Annotated in this window: 14 protein-coding genes and 2 tRNA genes; 7 read left to right on the top strand and 9 right to left on the bottom strand. The window is 62.9% G+C overall.

The window, feature by feature from the left end; all coding sequences use genetic code 11:
• The first annotated feature begins 30 nt into the window (after positions 1-30).
• Positions 31-780: a hypothetical protein gene (locus tag MKK04_RS20375; protein ID WP_241105926.1), complete on the top strand. Its 750-nt coding sequence runs from the start codon at positions 31-33 to the stop codon at positions 778-780.
• A 71-nt stretch (positions 781-851) separates the two neighbouring features.
• Here MKK04_RS20375 and rimO read toward each other — a convergent pair whose 3' ends face one another.
• Positions 852-2,183, bottom strand: coding sequence for a 30S ribosomal protein S12 methylthiotransferase RimO (gene rimO, locus MKK04_RS20370; protein ID WP_063913033.1), 1,332 nt, complete (start codon positions 2,181-2,183; stop codon positions 852-854).
• Between the two features lie 235 nt (positions 2,184-2,418).
• On the opposite strand from rimO, the gene MKK04_RS20365 reads away from it, so the two are divergent.
• A complete protein-coding gene (locus MKK04_RS20365; protein ID WP_207830722.1) occupies positions 2,419-4,329 on the top strand; it encodes a potassium transporter Kup in 1,911 nt (636 codons plus the stop codon).
• Positions 4,330-4,614: 285 nt separating this feature from the next.
• Here MKK04_RS20365 and MKK04_RS20360 read toward each other — a convergent pair whose 3' ends face one another.
• From MKK04_RS20360 to MKK04_RS20345, 4 genes are all read right to left on the bottom strand, one after another.
• Entirely contained in the window at positions 4,615-5,907 is a 1,293-nt protein-coding gene (locus MKK04_RS20360) for a virulence factor family protein (RefSeq protein WP_241105925.1), read from the bottom strand.
• The gene (mprF, locus tag MKK04_RS20355) at positions 5,907-8,549 is read right to left on the bottom strand and encodes a bifunctional lysylphosphatidylglycerol flippase/synthetase MprF (protein ID WP_207830726.1); all 2,643 of its coding nucleotides are present in this window, start codon (positions 8,547-8,549) and stop codon (positions 5,907-5,909) included. The genes MKK04_RS20360 and mprF overlap by 1 nt, the downstream gene beginning before the upstream one ends.
• Before the next feature lie 261 nt (positions 8,550-8,810).
• Positions 8,811-8,887, bottom strand: a tRNA-Met gene (locus MKK04_RS20350).
• Between the two features lie 134 nt (positions 8,888-9,021).
• Positions 9,022-9,098 (bottom strand) — tRNA-Met (locus tag MKK04_RS20345).
• A 221-nt stretch (positions 9,099-9,319) separates the two neighbouring features.
• On the opposite strand from MKK04_RS20345, the gene dinB reads away from it, so the two are divergent.
• Positions 9,320-10,378: a DNA polymerase IV gene (gene dinB, locus MKK04_RS20340; protein ID WP_241106818.1), complete on the top strand. Its 1,059-nt coding sequence runs from the start codon at positions 9,320-9,322 to the stop codon at positions 10,376-10,378.
• 168 nt (positions 10,379-10,546) lie between these two features.
• On the opposite strand, the gene MKK04_RS20335 is transcribed toward dinB, so the two are convergent.
• From MKK04_RS20335 to MKK04_RS20325, 3 genes are all read right to left on the bottom strand, one after another.
• Positions 10,547-11,500, bottom strand: a complete 954-nt coding sequence (locus MKK04_RS20335; RefSeq protein WP_063913028.1) for a hypothetical protein — start codon at positions 11,498-11,500, stop codon at positions 10,547-10,549.
• A 20-nt stretch (positions 11,501-11,520) separates the two neighbouring features.
• Positions 11,521-13,236, bottom strand: a complete 1,716-nt coding sequence (locus MKK04_RS20330) for a proline--tRNA ligase (RefSeq protein ID WP_063913027.1) — start codon at positions 13,234-13,236, stop codon at positions 11,521-11,523.
• A 160-nt stretch (positions 13,237-13,396) separates the two neighbouring features.
• Complete coding sequence (locus MKK04_RS20325) at positions 13,397-14,662, bottom strand: OprD family porin (protein ID WP_207830729.1); 1,266 nt, start codon at positions 14,660-14,662, stop codon at positions 13,397-13,399.
• Positions 14,663-15,352: 690 nt separating this feature from the next.
• Here MKK04_RS20325 and MKK04_RS20320 point away from each other — a divergent pair.
• Both MKK04_RS20320 and MKK04_RS20315 read left to right on the top strand, forming a co-directional pair.
• Positions 15,353-15,772 carry an HIT family protein gene (locus MKK04_RS20320; RefSeq protein WP_207830731.1) on the top strand — a complete coding sequence of 140 codons (420 nt, stop codon included), beginning with the start codon at positions 15,353-15,355 and terminating at the stop codon, positions 15,770-15,772.
• A complete protein-coding gene (locus MKK04_RS20315) occupies positions 15,773-15,979 on the top strand; it encodes a SlyX family protein (protein ID WP_063913024.1) in 207 nt (68 codons plus the stop codon).
• A 172-nt stretch (positions 15,980-16,151) separates the two neighbouring features.
• On the opposite strand, the gene MKK04_RS26520 is transcribed toward MKK04_RS20315, so the two are convergent.
• On the bottom strand, positions 16,152-16,745 hold the full coding sequence (locus MKK04_RS26520; protein ID WP_207830733.1) for a cold-shock protein: 594 nt from the start codon (positions 16,743-16,745) through the stop codon (positions 16,152-16,154).
• Positions 16,746-17,026: 281 nt separating this feature from the next.
• On the opposite strand from MKK04_RS26520, the gene MKK04_RS20305 reads away from it, so the two are divergent.
• Positions 17,027-17,356 carry a ribbon-helix-helix domain-containing protein gene (locus MKK04_RS20305; RefSeq protein ID WP_207830735.1) on the top strand — a complete coding sequence of 110 codons (330 nt, stop codon included), beginning with the start codon at positions 17,027-17,029 and terminating at the stop codon, positions 17,354-17,356.
• A gap of 92 nt (positions 17,357-17,448) precedes the next feature.
• A complete protein-coding gene (locus tag MKK04_RS20300) occupies positions 17,449-17,670 on the top strand; it encodes an FmdB family zinc ribbon protein (RefSeq protein ID WP_003254776.1) in 222 nt (73 codons plus the stop codon).
• Positions 17,671-17,723 lie beyond the last annotated feature (53 nt).

Genomic DNA, 17,723 nt, shown 5'->3' with positions numbered 1-17,723 from the left:
CACACTTCCCGCCGGAATACCGAGGTGCAGATGAGACCCACGCTCCCTCTTTTCGCCTGCTTGCTGTCATGCACCAGCGCCTCGGTCCTGGGCGATACCTTCAGCGCCGCCATCGGCATGGACTATTCAAGTGGCGACTATGGCACGGGTACCACCTCGGAAATCTGGTACGTCCCCGTGGTCGGCAAGTATGAAACCGGCCCCATGACCTACAAGGTCACCGTGCCCTGGCTGCGCATCACCGACCCTGAAGTGGGCCCGAATGGCGACCCCTTGCCCGGTGGCTGCCGGGATGTGGAAAGCGGGCTGGGAGATACGGTTGCCAGCGCCGGTTATGCCCTGCTCGATGGCAGTGACGGCGGCCTGATGCTGGACCTGATCGGCAAGGTCAAATTCCCCACTGCCGATGAAGACCAGTGTCTGGGCACCGGTGAATACGACTACACCGGCCAGGTCGACATCGCCAAGGCCTTTGGCCCGGTGACCGGCTTTGCGACCCTGGGCTGGAAGAAGTTCGGCGACCCGCCCGACAGCGATTTCGACGACCCGGTATTTGCCAGTCTCGGCTTCGCCATGCCGGTGGCCGCAGGCACTTCGGCGGGTGCCTCCTACGACTGGCGGCAGAAAGTCGTCTCGACGGGCGCACAGATCAAGGAACTTACCCTGTTCCTGACCCACAAGCTCAACCAGCAGTGGAAAGTGCAACTCTACGCAGTCAAGGGCTTCTCGGATGCCAGCCCGGATGCAGAGGGTGGCCTGATGCTATTTCATGCGTTCTGACGAAAAAGCCCCTGCACCGGCAGTTCCTTGCGGGGAATACCGGGGCAGGGGCTTTTCAGGCTCCGGCTGCGTCAGATGGGTTCAGCCCACATGTCGTATTCGTCGGCATCCACTACGCGGCAACGTACCTTGTCACCCGGCTTGAAGCCGTGGTCGCCATCGATGAACACGCTGCCGTCGATCTCCGGGGCATCGAAGAAGCTGCGGCCAACCGAGCCTTGCTCTTCCACTTCATCGATCAGCACGTCGATTTCCTTGCCGATGCGCAGTTGCAGGCGGGCGGCGCTGATGGCCTGCTGGTGGGCCATGAAGCGGTCCCAGCGCTCCTGCTTGACGTCGTCCGGTACTTCTTCCAGGCCCAGGTCGTTGGCCGGGGCGCCCTCCACCGGCGAGTACTGGAAGCAGCCAACGCGGTCCAGCTGGGCTTCGGTCAGCCAGTCCAGCAGGTACTGGAAGTCTTCCTCGGTCTCGCCCGGGAAGCCGACGATGAAGGTGGAGCGAATCACCAGCTCCGGGCACTGCTCGCGCCAGTTCTTGATACGCGCCAGGGTGCGGTCTTCGAAGGCCGGGCGCTTCATGGCCTTGAGCACCTTCGGGCTGGCGTGCTGGAACGGGATGTCCAGGTACGGCAGGATCTTGCCGGCGGCCATCAGCGGGATCACGTCGTCGACGTTCGGGTACGGGTACACGTAGTGCAGGCGGACCCAGGCGCCCAGGCTGCTCAGGGCTTCGCACAGTTCGAGCATGCGGGTCTTGACCGGGCGGCCGTTCCAGAAGTCGGTCTTGTACTTGACGTCGACGCCGTAGGCGCTGGTGTCCTGGGAAATCACCAGGATCTCCTTGACCCCGGCCTTGACCAGGCGCTCTGCCTCGCTCAGCACTTCGCCGACCGGGCGGCTGACCAGCTTGCCGCGCATCGACGGGATGATGCAGAAGCTGCAGCTGTGGTTGCAGCCTTCGGAAATCTTCAGGTACGCATAGTGGCGAGGGGTCAGCTTGACGCCCTGAGGTGGAACCAGGTCGATCAGCGGGTTGTGATCCTGGCGTGGCGGCACGACTTCGTGCACGGCGCTGACCACCTGCTCGTACTGCTGCGGGCCGGTAACCGACAGCACGCTCGGGTGCACGTCACGGATGCTGCCTTCCTCGACACCCATGCAGCCGGTGACGATGACCTTGCCGTTTTCCTTGATCGCTTCGCCGATCACTTCCAGCGACTCGGCCTTGGCGCTGTCGATGAAGCCGCAGGTGTTGACCACCACCACGTCGGCGTCCTCGTAGGTGGGCACGACTTCATAGCCTTCCATGCGCAGCTGGGTCAGGATGCGCTCGGAATCGACCAGGGCTTTTGGGCAACCCAGGCTTACGAAACCTACCTTGGGGGTGGCGGGCGTGGTGGACATGACTAACCTCGGTATTGAATGCAGGTCGCCCGACCGGAATCGCGGGCGATCTTGACGGGCGCTTTTGGCGCCTCTGATCAAAAAGTGCGCAATTCTAGCGAGCGCAGGATCGCTTGACCAGCAGAAATACGACGAACGCTGCGCTATGCTTCGCGCCATTGCGTCGGGGGTATCCGTATCACCTGGCGCATGGGGAATTCTACTGGCCTTGCAAGGCCGTCTGCGGGAGTGGTCGATGGTTCAGGCAAGCAGTCACGCCGAGGGCGGGCACGAGGGGAAGCAGGGGGCGATGCGGTCGATGAGCCTGCTCGTGGCGGCGGTCGGGGTAGTTTATGGCGATATCGGTACCAGCCCGTTGTATACCCTCAAGGAAGTCTTCAGCGGCGGGTACGGGGTACCGGTCAACCATGACGGCGTGCTGGGGATCCTGTCGCTGATCCTGTGGTCGCTGCTGTGGGTGGTGTCGTTCAAGTACGTGATGTTCATCCTGCGCGCCGACAACCAGGGCGAGGGCGGTACCATGGCGTTGACCGCGCTGGCGCGGCGGGCCACGGCGGCCTACCCGAGGTTGCGCACGTTGATGGTGGTGTGCGGGTTGATCGGCGCTTCGCTGTTCTATGGCGACAGTATGATCACGCCGGCGGTGTCTGTGCTGTCGGCGGTGGAAGGCATGGGGCTGGCGTTCGATGGTATCGATCACTGGGTGGTACCGATTTCGCTGGTGATACTGGTGGCGCTGTTCCTGGTGCAGAAGCACGGCACCGAGAAGATCGGCAAGCTGTTCGGCCCGATCATGGTCACCTGGTTCGTGGCGCTGGGCGCGCTGGGGGTGCATGGCATCTCGCAGAGCCCGGAAGTGCTCAAGGCGTTCAACCCGGTCTGGGCAGTGAACTTCTTCGTGGTCCACCCCGGCATCGGCGTGGCTGTCCTCGGCGCGGTGGTGCTGGCGCTGACCGGTGCCGAGGCGCTGTACGCCGACATGGGCCACTTTGGCCGCAAGCCGATCGCCCGGGCCTGGTTCGCCCTGGTGCTGCCGGCGCTGGTGCTCAATTACTTTGGTCAGGGCGCGTTGCTGCTGCAGGACCCGGATGCGGCACGTAACCCGTTCTACCTGCTGGCGCCGGGTTGGGCACTGTTGCCGATGGTCGGCCTGGCTACCATGGCCACGGTGATCGCTTCGCAGGCGGTGATCTCGGGGGCGTTCTCCCTGACCCGCCAGGCCATCCAGCTGGGCTACATCCCACGCATGCAGATCCAGCACACCTCCAGCGATGAACAGGGGCAGATCTACATCGGCGCGATTAACTGGACGCTGATGGTCGGCGTGGTACTGCTGGTGCTCGGTTTCGAGTCATCCGGTGCCCTGGCGGCGGCTTACGGCGTGGCTGTGACCGGTACCATGCTGATGACCACCATCCTGGTTTCGGCGGTGATGCTGCTGCTATGGAAGTGGCCACCGGTGCTGGCGGTGCCGATCCTGATGGGTTTTCTGTTGGTGGATGGGCTGTTCTTCGCCGCCAACGTACCGAAGATCATCCAGGGTGGTGCGTTCCCGGTGCTGGCTGGTGGCGTGCTGTACCTGTTGATGAGCACCTGGAAGCGCGGCAAGCAGATCCTGATGGAGCGTATCGACGAAGGCGCGCTGCCGCTGCAGCTGTTCATCAGCAGCATACGCATTCAGCCGCCGCACCGGGTCGAAGGCACGGCGGTGTTCCTTACGGCGCGCTCCGATGCGGTGCCCCATGCGCTGTTGCACAACATGCTGCATAACCAGGTGCTGCACAGCCAGGTGGTGCTGTTGACGGTGGTCAGTGAGGACCGACCGCGGGTGCCGGAGCATGAGCGTTTTGAAGTGGAGGCCTATGGCGACGGGTTCTTCCGCGTGTTGCTGCACTTCGGCTTCATGGACGAACCGGACGTACCGGCGGCGTTGAAGCTGTGCCACCTGGAAGACCTGGACTTCAGCCCGATGCGCACCACCTACTTCCTCAGCCGCGAGACCGTGATCGCCTCACGGCTGGAGGGGATGTCGCGCTGGCGGGGCAACCTGTTTGCGTTCCTGCTGAAGAATGCCAACGGCAACTTGCGCTTCTTCAACCTGCCACTGAACCGGGTGATCGAGCTGGGGACCCAGGTCGAGATCTGAGGCTCAACTCGCCCCAAGTGGGAGCGGGCGTGCCCGCGAAGCCGGCAACTCGGTGTAGGGCACCGGCTTCGCCGGTGTTCGCGGGCATGCCCGCTCCCACATGGGCCGCATAGCTTTCAAGGCTTGCGCTGGACCTGTGGGAGATGGCTCAGCCTTTTGGGCTGCGCTGGCGCGTAGATAACTGAAATTGCAAGCAAACCGCTCCCACAGGGGCCCCGCTAATTCAATGAGTTATGTGCAGTTCGATGAGAGCGGGTTTACCCGCGAATGGGCCGCAAGGTCCTATCAGTTCTGCTCAGCCACGCTGGACTTGCCCTGGCGCGTCTCGATCTCGCCAATCAAGCGCTTGGCCAGTGCCGGGTAGTTTTCGTCGAAGTGGTGCCCACCCGGCAGCTTGAGGCGTTCACCCACCGCAGTCTTGTCGGTGCAACCGCTCTCATCGGCCTCTTCCACACCATACACGCACACCACCTTGGACGCCGGCAGTCTGGCCATTTCCGGCCCGGTTGGCGCTTCCTGGCCTTCCTTGCCCAGCCAGCCCTCGACTTCGATCTCGAAGCTGCCGCTGCGGGCAAAGGCCAGTAGCATCACCGCGTCGATCCGTTGCTGGTCCTCGGCCGGCAGGCGGTTGTAGATCGCCGGCAGCACGTCGGCACCGAACGAATAGCCGGTCAGCACGAAGCGCTTGGTGCCCCACTTCTGACGGTAGTGCTGCATCAGTTCGGACAGGTCGGCGGCGCTTTGCTCCGGGGTCTTGTGCTGCCAGTAGTAGCGCAGCGTGTCGATGCCCACCACCGGGTAGCCCAGCTTGGCCATTTCCCCGGCCACATCGCGGTCCAGGTCACGCCAGCCACCATCACCGGAAAGGAACAGGGTAACCGTGTCGGTGGTCTGCCCGGCTGGCACTTCGACCACCGGGATAGCCAGGGCGTTGCCGTCGTGGCCGACCAGGGCCTGGGTCAGCTGGGCCTTGAGCACTTGTGGCAGGTGGATGTCGTAGTCGCTGATGCTGGTCTCGGCATTGGCCTGGTCGCGCACGAAGGCGGCGCTGGCGTCATCCGGGTTGTCGTTCCAGGCGACGTTCCAGTGGCCGTGGGCGGCCGACTTCGGCAGTGGGGCCTGGCAGCCGGGTTGTTCCAGGCTGAAGTCCACGGAAATCGCCCGCGCCTTGTCGTTGTTCTGGCTGGCCAGCCAGCGCCAGGCCTGGGCGGCGCCAGGGCCGATACCAGCGACCAGGGTCGGTTTCTCCGACAGCTGGCCCAGGGCTTGGTCCAGGGCCTGTTGCTGCTTGCCGCAATCGTTGGGCGGCAGGATCACCTGCACCAGCTGCGCTTCGCCGGCCTGGGCAAGGTCCAGCAGCTGCCTGTCGGTCAGCGCCTGGTCCTGGGGTACACCGATGGCTACCCGGGCCTTAGGGTGCACGCCTGGGGTCACGCGGGTGATGCGGGTGTCATTGATGCTCAGTTGTTCCAGGCGTGCCTCGGGAGCCGGGCGCGTCCACAACCAGAATGCCAGCGCACCTCCCAGGGTGGCCAACAGCAGGGGAACCAGCAGGTACAGCCAAAAGCGTCGGGTCATCAACGTTTCACCAATCCAGTCAGGCCGCCTGCGATCAGGGCGGCGGTGTCGGCCAGTGCCACCAGCGGGTCGAGCCCGGCCGGCACGGCCATGTAGCGGGGTTCCCAGTCCGGTTGGAATTTGTCCTTGAAGCGACGAAGCCCCTGGAAGTTGTACAGCTGCTCGCCACGGCGGAACACCATCGAGCCCAGGCGTTGGGTCAAGGGCGCGCCCCGTCGCGGCTGCAGGCCGGACAGCGGCACCATGCCCAGGCTGAAGCGGGCGTAGTCATGGCTTTTGTAGTGCAGGATCAGGCCGATCATCATGAATTCCATGGTCAGCTTCGGGGCCTCGGGGTGCGCACGCATCAGGTCGAGGCTGGCCAGTTCGTTGCCATGGGTTTCCAGCAGGTTGGCGAAAGCCACCGGGCGGCCCTGGAAGCGGATCAGGGCAATACGGAAGTGCTGCAGGTATTCAGGGCTGAAGCGCCCCAGCGAGAAGCCTTTCTCGCGCACGTTCTTGCCGCCGAGCCAGGCATCGGAAATTTCCTTCAGCTCTGCCAGCGGGGCATGGCCGGGTTCGTGGATTTCCAGGCTCAAACCGTCACGGCCACCACGGTTCCAGGTGTAGCGCAGGTCCTTCATCTCCTTGCCCTTGGCTTCGAGGTCGAAGCGGCGCAGGTCGACCCGGGCTTCTTCGCCCAGCTTCAGCGCGGTCAGGCCGATGTCCATGTAGAACGGCAGGTTCTCGGCGCGCACCTGGTAGAACACCGGGCGGGCATGGTGCAGATCGCACAGGTCACGGAACTGCCAGATCATCTCGGCGCGCTCCTGGGCCGGGCCGATCGGGTCGTACAGGGCCACCAGGCTGCGGCCGCGACGGGCGTACATGAGGAAGGCGTTGTCGCGAGGGTGGAACAGCAGCGCCTTGTCGCCGGTCAGGGCCAGGCCGCCATCGGGCTGGTCGGAGGCCAGCAGAATGCGGTTGGCACGCCGCAGCTCCTCTTCGTCGGGCAGGTGGATCACCGGCGGTGCCGTGCGCAATAGCCAGGTCAGGGCCACGGCCGCCAGCAGCAAGGCGCTGCCCATGGCGGCGCGCAGGCCACGCGGGGCGTCGGCATCGAGGGTGAACTGCCACCACAGCTGATGGCTGTAGGGCACATCCTGGTAGGCGAACAGCAACAGCCATATCGATGCGCCGACCACACAGGCGCTGGCCACCAGAAACACCGGCGAGAACGGCAACTCGAGCAAGCGGCTGGGGCGGTAGAAGGAACGCCGGAACAGCGCGAGCAGGGTAGCTGTGAGGGTCAGCAGGCAGGCTTCTTCCCAATCGAAGCCCTTGAGCAGCGACAGCAAGGCGCCGACCAGCAACAGTACAGTGGTCAGCAGCCAGGCGGCGGACAGGCGCCGGCGCAGGCCCTGGGCCAGCAGCAGGCACAGCACGCCGATCAGGCTGGCACCGAAGTGCGAGGCATCGATCAGACGGTGCGGCACCAGAAAGCCCATGTGCTCCAGGCGTGTGTCTATCTCGGGCGTGGCCCCGGAGAACAGCAGCACCACCCCGGACAGAAATACCAGAATCGACAGGATCGGCGCGGCCAGCCCGGAAGCGGCCTTGATAGCCTGTTGCGCGAACAGCAGGCGCCGGGCTTCGTTGGCCAGCAGCAACACGCAGGCCAGCAGCAGTGGTAGCACCACGTAGATCAGCCGATACAGCAACAGGGCCGCTGCCAACGGCGCCGCGCCGAGCTGGTCGGCAAAAGCCGCCAGCAGGATCGCTTCGAACACCCCGACGCCGCCCGGTACATGGCTGAGCACACCTGCAGCCAAGGCCAGCAGGTACACCAGGACAAAGGCACCGAATGGCGGTGCTTCGGGCAGCAGCAGGTACAGCACCGTGGCGGCAGCGGCGACATCCAGTGCGGTGATCAGCAATTGCAGGGCTGCCAGGCGTGCACCCGGCAGGCGCAGTGTGCGGCGGCCCAGTTGTACCAGCAGGTTATTGGCCAGTGGTTGTTCAGCCAGGCGCCGGCGGTACAAGCCGAACACCAGCACGCTGCACGCCAGCAGCACTGCTGTGGCGATACCCGCCAGCAAGCCAGGCGCCAAACCCAGTGCGGCCGAGGCTGCCGACAGGTCGCTCAAGGTCGCCAAGGCGGCCAGAGGCGGCAGCGCGCAGCCCAGTGACAGGCTGGCAAAAACGGTCATCCGTGCAACTTCACCTGCACCGACCCCTTGGCGTGCATACAGGCGGTAGCGCACCGAGCCGCCCGAAAGCATCGACAGGCCGATGGCGTTGCCGATGGCAAAGGCGCTGAAACCGCCCAGCACCAAGCTGCGCGTCGGCAGTTTCACACCGGCATAGCGGCTGGCCGACCACTCGTAACCCAGCAGGATCACGAAACCGAGCACGGTTGCCAGCAAGGCACCGAGTAGCGACTGGGCCGGTACGCTGAGCATGGCATCATGCAGGGCGTAGATGTCCAGCTCGCTCAGCAGGTGGCGACAGGCGATCAAGCCCATGGTGAACAACACCAGGGTCACCACCAGCCCAATGGGCTGGCGGTAGCGGCTCAAGCGTTCGAGCAAGGGCAGGCGTTGCACGGCACCGGGTAGCGCCGAGGCAAGCGGCACCGGGGGTTCGGGGTTGTGCGAAGTCATGGATTGCCCCGGGCATGCAGCGCGAGGTGAGGGGAAGGTGTGGCCAAGTGAAAGTCCCTTAGGAAAACGTATCCAATGTTACTCCGGCCTCAGGCACTTGCAGCGGCCTGGCAGGGTTAAAGATAGTTCATCCAGGGCACGACCTCTCAAGCCTGCGGGTTGGCTGGAGGGCGAGGGATTTTGGGGGCGACGAAAAGCAGGAAGGGAAAAGCAACAAACCCCGCACTGCTGTTACACAGGCGGGGTTTGTTCTGACGAATATGGTTGCGGGAGCCGGATTTGAACCGACGACCTTCGGGTTATGAGCCCGACGAGCTACCAGGCTGCTCCATCCCGCGTCAGTGGGGCGAATTCTACAGTTTTCAGAATGGATGTCAAGCGCTAGTCGTTGATTTTTTTAATATTTCTACGAATGCATTATTTGACGCAAAAGAAAAAGGCCACTGTGTGAACAGTGGCCTTTTCTCGAATCTGGTTGCGGGAGCCGGATTTGAACCGACGACCTTCGGGTTATGAGCCCGACGAGCTACCAGGCTGCTCCATCCCGCGCCTGTGAGATCGAATTCTACGGATTTACCCGTGGGTGTCAAGCTTTTTTCTGAAAAAAACCTTTCCTGTTCAAACTCTTAGCGTTTGAATATGACGCGCAGCTCAGGCACGACGGGGCTTTCAGGCCGATTATCGAGCAATGCCGCCTACAGGCTGCATACCCCGAGGGCGCATGCGATACTATCTGTATGAATTTACAGTGCTGACGGTCATCCATGTCCTTGCGCAAGATCATCCATGTCGACTGCGATTGCTTCTATGCCGCGATCGAAATGCGTGACGACCCACGCCTGGCCGGGCGGCCCATGGCAGTGGGGGGCTCGCCCGACCATCGAGGGGTGATCGCTACCTGCAACTATGAAGCGCGTGCCTATGGCGTGCGCTCGGCCATGTCGTCGCGGCATGCGCTGAAGCTGTGCCCGGACTTGCTGATCGTCAAGCCGCGCTTCGAGGCCTACCGTGAGGCCTCGCGGGAAATCCACACGATCTTCCGCGACTACACCGAGCTGATCGAGCCGCTGTCGCTGGACGAGGCCTACCTGGATGTGAGCGACAGCCAGTGGTACTCGGGCAGCGCCACGCGTATTGCCGAGGATATCCGCCGGCGCGTCGCCCGCACCCTGCATATAACCGTCTCGGCCGGTGTGGCGCCGAACAAGTTCCTGGCCAAGATCGCCAGTGACTGGCGCAAGCCCAATGGCCTGTTCGTGATTACCCCCGGCGAAGTGGAGGCGTTCGTCGCCGCCCTGCCGGTGGCCAGGTTGCACGGGGTGGGCAAGGTAATGGCAGACAAGCTGGCGCGGTTGGGTATCGAAACCTGCCTGGAGCTGCGCGAATGGTCGCGTCTGGCGCTGGTGCGCGAGTTCGGCAGCTTTGGCGAGCGTTTGTGGGGGCTGGCGCGGGGTATCGATGAGCGTGCAGTGCACAATGACAGCCGCCGGCAGTCGGTCAGTGTGGAAAACACCTACGACACCGACCTTCCGGACCTGGCCAGTTGCCTGGCACGGCTCCCCGAGTTGCTGGAAAGCCTGAACGAGCGTATTGCCCGCATGGACAGCAGTTACCGGCCGGAAAAACCCTTCGTCAAGGTCAAGTTCCATGACTTCAGCCAGACCACCATGGAGCAGGCGGGGGCGGGCAGGGACCTGGAGAGTTATCGACAGTTGCTGGGGCAGGCGTTTGCCCGGGGTGGCAAGCCGGTGCGCTTGCTGGGGGTAGGCGTAAGGTTGCGCGACTTGCGCGGGGCGCATGAGCAGCTGGAGCTGTTCCCGCCTCAATAAATGGCCTGGCCTGGCTGCACGGCCCCCTGTGGGAGCGGCCTTGTGTCGCGAAAGGGCCGCGCAGCGGCCCCAGGATTTCTGCAATGATGCATCAATTGTCGGGGCTGCTGTGCAGCCCTTTCGCGACACAAGGCCGCTCCCACGGGGGGATGCGTTGCCCCGCAGCAGTTACTGCACGCCCGGATCAGCCACCAACCGGCCAGTGGCCTTGGTCAGCGACTGCAGAAACTCCTGCTGCAGCTCCGGGTCGTTGCGGGTCAGTTCGATCAGGCTCTGTTCCATTTCACTGGCTTCCTCTTCCAGGCCCAGTTCGGACAAGCGCTTGACCCGGTGTACCCATTGGCCGACATCGTCGTCTTCCAGGTCATCGAAGATCAGTTCATGGGCTTCGAGCAGCTTGTTGCGCAGGGTGGCGCTGACCAGCAGGCTGGCATCGCCACGTACCGCGTTGTCCTCGTCCAGCACCTGCAGGTGCAGGGTGCCGATGTGGTTGAGGTTCTGCTCGGAGAACGGGCTGTCGAGCAGGTTCAGGCGCAGCACGCCGTTCCTGTCGGTGGTCAGCTCGTGGGTCATCTTGCCGGCCTTGACCTCGACCAGGCGCTCGCTCCAGGGCACGCTGGTAGATTCCTCGCGCTTGCCTTTCTGCACTTCGCTGATCCCGGCCAGGTTCTGCTGGGCACGACCGTTGGACGGCACGTTCATGAACGGGTTGAGCCCGTCCACGCCGTAGCTGAGCCAGTCGTGGGTGATGCTTTCCGGCAGGTTGCCCAGGGCAAAGACGTTGACCACGTTGGCACCGACGCCCGCTACTACCGCCACCGCACCCAGCGGGATCTCGTAGATCTCCCGCCAGGGCTGGTAAGGCGTGTAGCGGTCATAGCTGCGGGTGACTTCGAACTCGGTGACTTCGAAGCGCTTCTGCTCATGCACCCGCACACGTCGCTGCGGAAGCTCCATCACCTTCGGCTCGCCGACATCGATCTGCAGGGTGTGCTCGAGCAGTTTGCGCTCGATGCGCTCCTCATGGTCGCTGCGCTGGGACATCTGGTTGGCGCAGCCGCTGACGAGCAGGGCGCCGCACAGTGCGGCGCCCCCCAGGGGAAAGGTACTTCGCTTGAACATGATCACTCGTGCATTGGTTATCAGCGGCGAACGCGGGCCTGCAGGAAGGTCAGCACTTCATTGAGCGGCAACGGCTGGGCGTCCTGCTCGGTGCGGTGCTTGTACTCCAGGTTGCCTTCGGCCAGGCCGCGATCGCTGACGACGATGCGGTGCGGGATACCGATCAGCTCCATGTCGGCAAACTTGATGCCTGGGCTGGTCTTCTTGTCACGGTCGTCCAGCAGCACTTCGTAGCCGGCAGCAGTCAGCTCGGCGTACAGCTTGTCGGTCGCCTCGCGAACCACGTCGGTCTCGTAGCGCAGCGGTACCAGGGCGATCTGGAACGGGGCCAGGGCGTCGTTCCAGATGATGCCCTTGTCGTCGTAGCTCTGCTCGATGGCAGCGGCGACCACGCGGGACACGCCGATGCCGTAGCAGCCCATGGACAGGGTTACCGGCTTGCCGTTCTCGCCCAGTACCTGGCACTTCAGCGCCTCGCTGTACTTGGTGCCGAGCTGGAAGATGTGGCCCACTTCGATGCCGCGCTTGATCACCAGGGTGCCCTGGCCGTCCGGGCTCGGGTCACCTTCGACCACGTTACGCAGGTCGGCGACCTGTGGAACCGGCAGGTCGCGCTCCCAGTTCACGCCGAAGTAGTGCTTGTCGTCGATGTTGGCGCCAATGCCGAAGTCGCTCATCAGGGCAACCGAACGGTCGATCACGCATTCCAGTGGCAGGTTCAGCGGGCCGAGCGAGCCGGCGCCGGCACCAATGGCCTCGCGCAGCTCGGCGTCGGTAGCCATGACCAGCGGGTCGGCAACCTGTTCCAGCTTGGCCGCCTTGATTTCGTTCAGCTCGTGGTCGCCACGTACCACCAGGGCAACCAGCTTGCCTTCCTCGGCGCCGCGCACGATCAGGGTCTTGACGGTTTTCTCGATCGGCAGGCCGAAGTTTTCCACCAGCTGGGCGATGGTCTTGGCGTTCGGCGTGTCGACCAGGCGCAGCTCCTCGGTAGGGGCTGGGCGCACGGTTTCGCGCGGGATGGCCTCGGCCTTCTCGATGTTGGCGGCGTAGTCGGAGCTGTCGCTGAAGATCACGTCGTCTTCGCCGGACTCGGCCAGTACGTGGAACTCGTGCGAGTAGCTGCCACCGATAGAGCCGGTGTCAGCCTGTACTGGACGGAAGTCCAGGCCCAGGCGGGTGAACACGTTGCTGTACGCCTGGTGCATGCGGTCGTAGGTTTCCTGCAGGGAAGCCTGGTCGGCATGGAACGAGTAGGCGTCCTTCATGATGAACTCGCGGCCGCGCATCAGGCCGAAGCGCGGGCGGATCTCGTCACGGAACTTGGTCTGGATCTGGTACATGTTGAGCGGCAGCTGTTTATAGCTGGACAGCTCGTTGCGGGCCAGGTCGGTGATGACTTCTTCGTGGGTCGGGCCGACGCAGAAGTCGCGCTGGTGGCGGTCTTTCAGGCGCAGCAGCTCGGGGCCGTACTGTTCCCAGCGGCCGGATTCCTGCCACAGTTCGGCGGGCTGGATGCTGGGCATCAGCACTTCCAGGGCGCCGGCGGCGTTCATTTCCTCACGCACCACGGCCTCGACCTTGCGCATCACCCGCAAGCCCATCGGCAGCCAGGTGTACAGGCCGGAGGCCAGTTTGCGGATCATGCCGGCACGCAGCATGAGCTGATGGCTGATGACCACTGCGTCGGCAGGGGTTTCTTTCTGGGTGGCGAGCAAATATTGACTGGTGCGCATGGTGAGCCGTGTCGATTGCCTAAGACATTGAAATGACCCCGCATTGTACGGGGGCGAAACGAAGGCGTACAGGATGCCCCAGGGCGTGACACTTGTCAGCCAAGAAAAAGCCCGGCGTGATCGCCGGGCTTTTTCAGGTGCGGGGCACTGCAAGCCAGGCTTACAGGATGCTCAGCGGGTACTCCACGATCAGGCGCAGTTCGTCGATCGATGGGGAATCGTAGTAAACGCCATCGGAAGAGCGGTAGGTGGCCTGACGTACGCGGAAGCTCAGGTCTTTCGCCGGGCCGCTCTGCAGTACGTACTTGATATCGACGTCGCGTTCCCATTCCTTGCCGTTGCTGGTGCCGGCGACGTTGGCGTCGGTACCGCGTACATAACGGGTCATGAAGGTCAGGCCCGGGATGCCGTATTCGGCGAAGTTCAGGTCGTAGCGAGCCTGCCAGGATTTCTCGTCTTCGGCGTTGAAGTCGGAACGGGCAATGGAGTTGGCCAGGAAGATGGTGCCGCCACCGTCGATGCCATAGCCATAGTCGCCGTCGCCGGTGACTTTCTGGTAGGCCAGGGTGAAGGTGTGCGCGCCGATGTTGTAGGCGCCCGACAGGCTGAACGCGCGGTTGTCCAGCTTGTCGCCGTCGAACGCGCGGTACTCGGCCGAGCCTTCGCTCTTGGTGTCATAAATGTTGAAGTCGAACACCAGGCCTTGCTTGTCGGAGATCGGCAGCGCCCAGTTGACGTTGGCGTAGTACTTGCGCCAGTAGTCTTCGACCTTCGAGTAGTACAGGCTGGTGCTGAGGTTGTCGGTGAAGGCGTAGGTACCACCGACCACGTTGGCTTCCTTCAGGCCGAAGCTGTCGCGGTTGGTCTGCTCCTGGGCGGTCAGGCTGGTGAAGTGACCAGCGTGCAGGGTCAGGCCCTCGATCTCGTTGCTGGTGATCAGGGTGCCCTGAGCGATTTCTGGCAGCAGGCGGCTGTCGTCGGTAGCGAAGACCGGCAGTGCGGTGAACTGGTCACCCACTTTCAGCACGGTGTCGGAGATACGGAACTTAACCGCACCACCGCCCTTGGAGTAATCATCCTGCGAACGGCCGTCGGAGCCGGTCGGGAACAGGCCGGTACCGGCGCGGCCCTTGCCGCTGTCCAGTTTCAGGCCGAGCATGCCGATGGCATCGACACCCACACCCACGGTGCCCTGGGTGAAGCCGGACTCGAAGGTGCCGAGGAAGCCCAGGCCGGTTTCTTCGCGACGGCTCTGGCCGCCTTCGTTGTTACGGAAGTCACGGCTGAAGTACAGCATGCGGGTCTTGACGTTCAGCTTGCTGTCTTCGATGAAACCTTTGGACTCGTCCTGGGAAGAGGCCAATGCCAACTGCGAGGTCCCTGCCGCAACGGCCAGGGCGATCATGCTCCACTTCATCACGCGCATCGTGATTTGCTCCTTTGGTTTTTAGGAAGAGTACCGCTGCGTCCAAGTCTTTTAGTTATATGGGGCAGCTCTTTCTTGTTATGTCGGCGAAAATGTATAGCACGCAGACTGTTGTTGGCGATATGGGTATAAACATCCTTTTCGGAACTTTTTCACCATGTCGCTTCTAGGTATTTCCATGTCGCAAATCACGCCCCGGTTCAAGGGCCGTACAACCCCAGCGCTGTTCCTGTCACCGTAATGAATCTGTAACTACCGATTCCGGTTGGGGAAACTCCCTGGTAACCAATGTCGCTGTTGTTATTTGTCGCGTACACCCGCTGTTGCAGATGTCGTGCCGACTTGGCGTGAAAGGAATGCAACAAGCGTGCTCAAAATTCGCAACGCTTCATGAAATTTTCACAAAACCTGCTACCGGGGGTCGGAAAGTGCCGTAAACACGGGGCGGGAGCCGTCTGGTGGCGTATTGCTGTCGAGAATCATTAAAAATTGAAAAGCTGCCATGAAAGTCAATGTGTTACCGCAACTTGTTCATGCAGCGTCACCTGTGGGTGGCAAGTGTGGTGGGAGGTGTACCGGCGGCCTCATTTTGGTGCGAAAAGTAGCGCTGTGTTACCGGGAACGTGCAAGGTATCCTTGCAGGCCTGTTTTCCGCGTGAAGCGGTTGGTTCTGCCTCAAGGAGATTTGCCGTGTTCGTCCTCGATTCGCGTTTGCAGCAGGATTCCCTGGTGCTGGGGGAGTTTGCGCTGTGCCAGTTGTTGCTGAGCAAGGATGCCAACTATCCGTGGTTCATCCTGGTGCCCAAGCGCGCCGGTATCAGCGAACTGTTCGAGCTCGATGCTGCGGAGCAGCAGCAGTTGTGGCAGGAAACCACCAGTCTGGCCGAGGCACTGAAGGCCAGCTACAACGCCGACAAGATGAACGTGGCTACCCTGGGCAATGTGGTGAGCCAGTTGCACATGCACGTGATCGTGCGCCAGCGCGACGACGCCGCCTGGCCGGCACCGGTGTGGGGCAAGTGCCCGGCGGTGGCCTACACCGACGACCAGGTGCAAGCCATTCGCCAGCGCCTGCGCGGGCTGCAACTTGCCGGCTACCAGGAGGCCTGAATGTCGCTTGAATTACGAGTGGTCGAACTGGAAACCCGCCAGGCGTTCCAGGATGACACCATCCAGGCGCTGAATGACGTGGTGGTCGAGCAGGGGCGGGTGATCGAACGGCTGCAGTTGCAGATGGCCGAGCTGATCAAGCGTTACGAAGAGATGGTTGGCCAGTACGGCAGCGAAGGGGACGAGGCGCCGCCGCCTCATTATTGATACCTTTCAGGGCCCTGTCGCCGGCAAGCCAGCTCTCATGGAGCTGCACATGACTCATTGAATTGGCAGGGCCCCTGTGGGAGCGGACCGCTTGCGAATTCAGTTCGCTGCGCGACAGCGCAGCCCGAAGGGCTGGGCTGTCTCCCACAAGGGATGGTTTCTGCAAATGGAATCAGCGGCGGGTTACCGCAACCACATCCTCGGCCTGCAGGCCCTTGTCGCGGTGCATCACGGAAAATTCCACGCGCTGGCCTTCCACCAGGATGCGGTGGCCTTCACCGCGAATGGCGCGAAAGTGCACGAAGATATCATCGCCCGAGTCGCGGGAGATGAAGCCAAAGCCTTTGGATGTGTTGAACCACTTCACGGTACCGGTATCACGATTGCCGGCATCCTGCGCCGCGTGCTGGCTGGCGCGTGCCTTGCGCGGGCTGCGGGCAAAGCCCACGGCCAGGTGCACGGCCACAGCCAGCGCCGCGCAGACCAGAGCGGCCAGGTTGCCCATTTCCGGGCGGGCCAGCAGTGTCAGGGTCTGCAGCACCACGGCCACCACCAGCAGGGCGCAGGCCAGGTGCTGCAGCTGTTGCCGTGCGCCGCGGTAGTACAGTGGCACGACCGGGGCCAGCACCAGGTTGAGCAGGCCGAGCAGGGCCAGGTAGACCGCGTCGGGTTGTTGAAGGAAGGGGGTCGCATCGGTTTTCAGGCTGGGTAGGAGCGATAGCAGCAATGCTGCCACGCCCGTCACCAGATGGACGATCTTGAACATGGGGTTGGCTCACAGTTGATAAGGCCGATCACAGGAAGAGCTGGCGGCACGGTGCGCATGAGGTGTAGAGCGCGAACACGGGACAGGCCAGCCTATGCACCCGGCAATGACAATCTGCACGGGTGGCACCATGCCTATTTAACAGTAAAGCCGCAGGCTACTCAAACCGCAGGCTGCGCGGCGGGTAATGCAGCTTGTGCAGGAAGATTTTGCCGCTGCTTTAACCACGCCCGTCAGCGCTTCATAGGCCACCTGGTACCTGTGACGAGGAAGTGTGGCGCATGATGCAAGCGAGCAAACGTGTGGCTGGCCAGGGGCGCTGGCCGGGAAAACAGTGCATCGATCCGTTCAGGGCGGATTTCGACATGTTGCAGACCCAGCCGGTGTCGCGTTCGGTGCGGCTCAACGGCTTTTCCACCTGCCTGCGGCTGGAGGCCGTCTATTGGGGCATCCTGGAGCGCATCGCCGCGGCCAACCGCTGCTCGGTCAGCGCGGTGCTGTCCTATGTGGACCGCGAAGTGCACCTGCGCCAGGGTGGGGTGCGCAACTTCAGCGGGCTGATCCGGGTGATCTGCGTCGCCTGGCTTCAGGACCCGCCAAGTGCGCGCTGATCGCCTGGCGGGCTGCGCAGTGCTTGCTAACCATATATAATCCCGCTTTTTGCTGCCCCGGCAGCCAGCGTTATGGTTGACGAGAGACACCCATGCCCCTTTATGACTATCAATGTGCATCCTGCGAGCACCGCATGGAAGTGCTGCAGAAGATCAGCGCCGCGCCGCTGACCGATTGCCCGGCCTGCCAGGCGCCGGCGCTGAAGAAGCTGCTGTCGGTGCCAGGCTTCCGCCTGAGCGGTAACGGTTGGTACGAAACCGACTTCAAGACCGGGGCGAAAAAGAATCTGGCAGGCGGCGACAAGGCCGACTGAGTTGAATGCTGTGACCGGGTCTTGCAGTATTAGCCCTCCGGGCGGCCAAGGCC

The organism is Pseudomonas sp. LS.1a (assembly GCF_022533585.1).
In the GTDB taxonomy this organism is placed as follows: Bacteria; Pseudomonadota; Gammaproteobacteria; order Pseudomonadales; family Pseudomonadaceae; genus Aquipseudomonas.
The sequence above is the reverse complement of the archived record's forward strand: the minus strand, read 5'-3'. Positions and strand labels throughout refer to the sequence as shown.

Excerpts from the sequence above, each read along its gene's own strand:
- MKK04_RS20375 (WP_241105926.1), top strand. The coding sequence starts at position 31 with ATGAGACCCACGCTCCCTCTTTTCGCCTGCTTGCTGTCATGCACCAGC.
- rimO (WP_063913033.1), bottom strand. The coding sequence starts at position 2,183 with ATGTCCACCACGCCCGCCACCCCCAAGGTAGGTTTCGTAAGCCTGGGT.
- MKK04_RS20365 (WP_207830722.1), top strand. The coding sequence starts at position 2,419 with ATGGTTCAGGCAAGCAGTCACGCCGAGGGCGGGCACGAGGGGAAGCAG.
- MKK04_RS20360 (WP_241105925.1), bottom strand. The coding sequence starts at position 5,907 with ATGACCCGACGCTTTTGGCTGTACCTGCTGGTTCCCCTGCTGTTGGCC.
- mprF (WP_207830726.1), bottom strand. The coding sequence starts at position 8,549 with ATGACTTCGCACAACCCCGAACCCCCGGTGCCGCTTGCCTCGGCGCTA.
- MKK04_RS20335 (WP_063913028.1), bottom strand. The coding sequence starts at position 11,500 with ATGTTCAAGCGAAGTACCTTTCCCCTGGGGGGCGCCGCACTGTGCGGC.
- MKK04_RS20330 (WP_063913027.1), bottom strand. The coding sequence starts at position 13,236 with ATGCGCACCAGTCAATATTTGCTCGCCACCCAGAAAGAAACCCCTGCC.
- MKK04_RS20325 (WP_207830729.1), bottom strand. The coding sequence starts at position 14,662 with ATGCGCGTGATGAAGTGGAGCATGATCGCCCTGGCCGTTGCGGCAGGG.
- MKK04_RS20315 (WP_063913024.1), top strand. The coding sequence starts at position 15,773 with ATGTCGCTTGAATTACGAGTGGTCGAACTGGAAACCCGCCAGGCGTTC.
- MKK04_RS26520 (WP_207830733.1), bottom strand. The coding sequence starts at position 16,745 with ATGTTCAAGATCGTCCATCTGGTGACGGGCGTGGCAGCATTGCTGCTA.
- MKK04_RS20305 (WP_207830735.1), top strand. The coding sequence starts at position 17,027 with ATGATGCAAGCGAGCAAACGTGTGGCTGGCCAGGGGCGCTGGCCGGGA.
- MKK04_RS20300 (WP_003254776.1), top strand. The coding sequence starts at position 17,449 with ATGCCCCTTTATGACTATCAATGTGCATCCTGCGAGCACCGCATGGAA.